This is a genomic window from Bradyrhizobium sp. 23 (assembly GCF_023073295.1).
In the GTDB taxonomy this organism is placed as follows: domain Bacteria; phylum Pseudomonadota; class Alphaproteobacteria; order Rhizobiales; family Xanthobacteraceae; genus Bradyrhizobium; species Bradyrhizobium canariense_D.
In genome coordinates this window covers 553,287-557,398 of sequence record NZ_JADPJF010000148.1, presented here as the reverse complement: position 1 = coordinate 557,398, position 4,112 = coordinate 553,287, and the positions used below count along the sequence as shown (strand labels likewise).

The 4,112-nt window shown below is 66.9% G+C and carries 5 protein-coding genes; all 5 read right to left on the bottom strand.

From position 1 onward, the window contains the following. On the bottom strand, positions 1–396 hold a 396-nt coding region (locus IVB32_RS35990; protein WP_247412904.1), incomplete at its 3' end, for a Gfo/Idh/MocA family oxidoreductase. Next, positions 393–1,172, bottom strand: a complete 780-nt coding sequence (locus IVB32_RS35985; RefSeq protein ID WP_018458621.1) for a FadR/GntR family transcriptional regulator — start codon at positions 1,170–1,172, stop codon at positions 393–395. The genes IVB32_RS35990 and IVB32_RS35985, both read right to left, overlap by 4 nt. Further along, the gene (gene yjfF, locus IVB32_RS35980) at positions 1,169–2,149 is read right to left on the bottom strand and encodes a galactofuranose ABC transporter, permease protein YjfF (protein WP_247300160.1); all 981 of its coding nucleotides are present in this window, start codon (positions 2,147–2,149) and stop codon (positions 1,169–1,171) included. The genes IVB32_RS35985 and yjfF overlap by 4 nt, the downstream gene beginning before the upstream one ends. Continuing rightward, positions 2,146–3,138, bottom strand: coding sequence for an ABC transporter permease (locus IVB32_RS35975; RefSeq protein WP_247412903.1), 993 nt, complete (start codon positions 3,136–3,138; stop codon positions 2,146–2,148). The genes yjfF and IVB32_RS35975 overlap by 4 nt, the downstream gene beginning before the upstream one ends. Further along, on the bottom strand, positions 3,135–4,112 hold a 978-nt coding region (locus IVB32_RS35970; protein ID WP_247412902.1), incomplete at its 5' end, for a sugar ABC transporter ATP-binding protein. The genes IVB32_RS35975 and IVB32_RS35970, both read right to left, overlap by 4 nt.

The window sequence follows — 4,112 nt, the reverse complement described above, 5'->3', positions numbered from 1 at the left end:
GAGCCACTCGCGCGCCGGCTCGACTGCCGGCGCATGGCGCGAATGCCAGGTCGCAAACAGCGTTCGCTTGGTCTCACCCGCCATCGCGATCAGCGGATCGAGCTCGGCAACGCCGGCGCCGGGCGGCTTCTCCAGCATGACGTGCTTGCCGGCCCTCAGCGCTGCGACCGCCTGGGCGCGGCGCACTTGAGGCGGCGTGCAGAGCGACACCGCGTCGATCGGCGGACCTTTTTCCAGCAGCTCCTCGATGGTCGCGAAATGCGGCAGATCCGGCAACGAGGCATTGCGGCTGGCGACGGCGGCCAGCGTCGCGCCGGGAACCGCTGCAATGGCGCCGACATGCTGGTCGCGCGCGATCTTGCCGAAGCCGACGATGGCGATGCGAAGTTCAGTCACGATGTTTCTCCAGCTTCCGCGGACGGCAGCGCTTCGGCCGGTACAGTCTCGATCACTGTACCCTCGTGGCGGCGCATGCCGTTGTGAATGACGTAGACCATCGCCTCCGACGCAGTCGTGGCATCACCGGCGGCGATGGCATCGACGATCTTCTGATGCCAGAGCAGAACGGTGTCGCGGTCCTCCGGTTCGACCGGTGCGCTGAGCAGGAATGAGGCGCGCAACGCAGCCTCGATGACGTGCCCGATCGAGCGCATGAACAGATTTCCGGAGGCGCGCGCCACGGCGACGTGGAGCGCGAGGTCGGCATCGGCGAAGCCAACGGAGTCGGAGGCTTCAAGTCGCATCCGCTCCATGCAGCGCCGAAGCTCGGATAGATCCTGCTCCGACCGCTGCGCCGCCGCCAACATCGCCGCGCGCGGCTCGACCGCGAGGCGGATCTCGGCCAGGTCGTTGAGGAAACGCTTGTCGATCCCGGCGTCCAGGTGCCAGGCCAGCACGTCGGCGTCGAACATATTCCAGGCGACGCGTTCGCGCACGACGGTGCCGACGCGGGCCTTGGTGGTGAGCAGGCCCTTGGCGACCAGCGTCTTGACGCTCTCCCGTAGTACCGGCCGCGACACCCCGAACATCGCGATCATTTCGGCATCGCCAGGCAGGCGCGTTCCCTCCGCGTAGCGACCGGCGATGATGTCAACGCCGATCGAGCGGGCCACCTCCGCGTGATTGGAGTGCGCCCGGCGCGTCGGGATGACGAGGATGCGCGAGGTGGTCATGAGACTGCTCCCAGGCGCTTTGCCACGGGTCGGCGCGCGAGCGCGACCAACCCCTGTTGCAAGGCGATGAAGGCGAACAGCAGCACGCCGGTCGCGATCTTGGTCCACCAGCTCGACAGTGTTCCGTCGAAATTGATATAGGTCTGAATCATGCCCTGGATCAGCACGCCCAGGAAGGTGCCGATCACCGAGCCCTGCCCGCCCGTGAGCAGCGTGCCGCCGATCACGACGGCCGCGATGCTGTCAAGCTCGACGCCGACGGCGGACAGCGAATAGCCGGCGCTGGTGTAGAAGGAGAAGACGATGCCGGCGATGCCGGCGAGCAGGCTCGACAGCATGTAGATCTTCACCGTCATCTTGCCGACGGCGACCCCCATCAGGCTAGCGGTCGCCCGGCTGCCGCCGAGCGCATAGACATTGGCGCCGAACCGGGTGAGCTGCAGCAGCAATGCGCCGCCGATCACGATCGCAAGCATGATGATCGCGACCGCCGTCAGCCGTCCACCGCCGGGTAGTCGCAGTGCGAAGTCCGACACGGTGGAATAGACAGGTGCTGTGATCGGCACCGATTCCGTCGAGAGCAGGAAGCTGGCACCCCGGGCCAAGAACATGCCGGCGAGCGTCACGATGAAAGGCGGCAAATCGAAGACATGGATCACCGCGCCCATCGCCGCTCCGAAGGCGGCCGAGAGCGCGAGAATGGCGACGAAGGCGACCAGGGGCGGCATTCCCCAGCGCTCGATCGCCAGCGCGACGAACACCGTGGTGAAGCCGATTACCGAGCCGACGGAGAGATCGATGCCACCGGAAATGATGACGAAGGTCATACCGGTCGCGACGATGCCGAGGAAGGCATTGTCGGTCAGGAGATTGCCGACCACGCGAGTGGAAGCGATGTTGGGAAACTGCATCGCGCAGAGCGCAAATCCCGCGACGAGCACGACCGCGGTAATGAGGACGGGCGGCAGGCCTTTCATGCCTTGGTCCTCCGCAGCCGCGTCACGACGCCGGCAAAGCCGGACAGCTTCGGCGATTGCAGCAGCAGCACGGCGAGCACCACCACCGCCTTGACCAGCAAATTGAACTCCGGCGGATAGCCCGACAGCAGAATGCCGGTGTTCATGGTCTGGATGATCAGCGCGCCAAGTACGGCCAGCACGAGACTGAAGCGGCCGCCGAACAGCGAGGTGCCGCCGATCACCACCGCGAGGATGGCGTCGAGCTCGAGCCAGAGGCCGGCATTGTTGGCATCCGCCCCCATGATGTCGGCCGCCGCGATGACGCCGGCAAGCGCAGCGCAAACGCCGCACCAGACATAGACCGCCAAAATCATCGCGCGCGTGCCGACGCCGGCGAGTTCGCTTGCCCGCGCATTGCCGCCCGTGGCCTCGATCAGCAATCCGAGTGCCGAGCCGCGCACCACCGCGCCGGTGAGGATCAGCATGCCCAGCGCAATCGCGACCGGCACCGGCACGCCGAGGATGGAGCCGTTGCCGAGCCAGACCAGATCGGGCGAGGAGAAGGTCACGATGCGGCCCTCGGTAATGAGCTGGGCGATGCCGCGCCCCGCAACCATCAGGATAAGGGTCGCCACGATCGGCTGCATGCCGAGCACCGCGACGAGAAATCCGTTCCACAACCCGCAGATCAGGCCGGTGCCGAGCGCAGCCGCCAGCACCACGACCAGACTGTGGTTGTCGGCGAGGCTCGCCGCGATCGCGCCCGAGATCGCCATCGCAGCGCCAACTGACAGATCGATGCCGCGCGTCGCGATCACCAGGACCATGCCGAGCGAGAGCAGCGCCACCGGCGTGCCGCGGTTGAGCACGTCGATCAGGCTGCCGAACAGCCGGCCGTCCTGGAGGCGCAGATCGAAGAATTGCGGCGATACCACGCGATCGACCGCCAGGATGACGATCAACGCGAGGATCTGGGCAAGGCCGCGGCGCGGCAACAGCGCGGTCATGCCCTGCCCTCATGCGCGACACTGGCCCCATCGGCGGCGATCGCGGCGAGAATGCTGCCGACGTCGATGGCCTCGCCGGCGAGCTCCTCGACATGAGCGCGGTCGCGCAGCACCACCACGCGGTCGGAATAGGTCACGATCTCGTCGAGCTCGGAGGAAATCACGAGCAGCGCAAGTCCGTCGTCGCAGAGCTCGCGTATCAGGCGGATGATCTCGGCATGCGCGCCGACGTCGATGCCGCGGGTCGGCTCGTCCAGCACGAGCAGCCGTGGCGAGGTCGCAAGCCACCGTGCCAGCAGGACCTTCTGCTGATTGCCGCCGGACAGCAGGCCAACGGGACGCTCCGGATCGGGCGGGCGAACGTCGAGCATCTTGACGTAACGGCTTGCGATCTCGTCCTGCTCGCGTCGCGACAGCGGCCGATGTAGACCGCGCTTGGCCTGGAGCGCGAGCACGATGTTCTCGCGCACGGTGAGCTCGGCGACGATGCCGTCGGTCTTGCGCTCCTCAGGGCAATAGCCAAAGCCGTGGCGCACGCCGTCGCGCGGCGAGTGAAGCCGGACAGGCGCGCCTTCCACCCTCGCCTGCCCGCCATCGGCGCGCTCGGCGCCGAACACCAGCCGCGCCGTCTCGGTCCGGCCCGAACCGAGCAGGCCGGCGAGGCCGACGACCTCGCCATGGCGCAGCTGGAGATTGAACGGCGCGACATAGCCTGATTTGCCATAATTCTCGAAGCTTGCGCAGACTTCGCGGGCCTGATGGTCGCGCGTCGCGGCCCGCGCGCTGGTGGTCTCGGCCAGTTCGCGGCCGAGCATCATCCGGATCAGCTCGAGCCGCGACAGCGACGCGGTCTCGCGCTCGCCGACAAGGCGACCATTTCGCAAAACGGTGATTCGATCGGAGATCTCGTAGACCTGGTCGAGGAAATGGCTGACGAAGACGATGCCAATGCCGCGCTTGGCAAGCTGACGCAT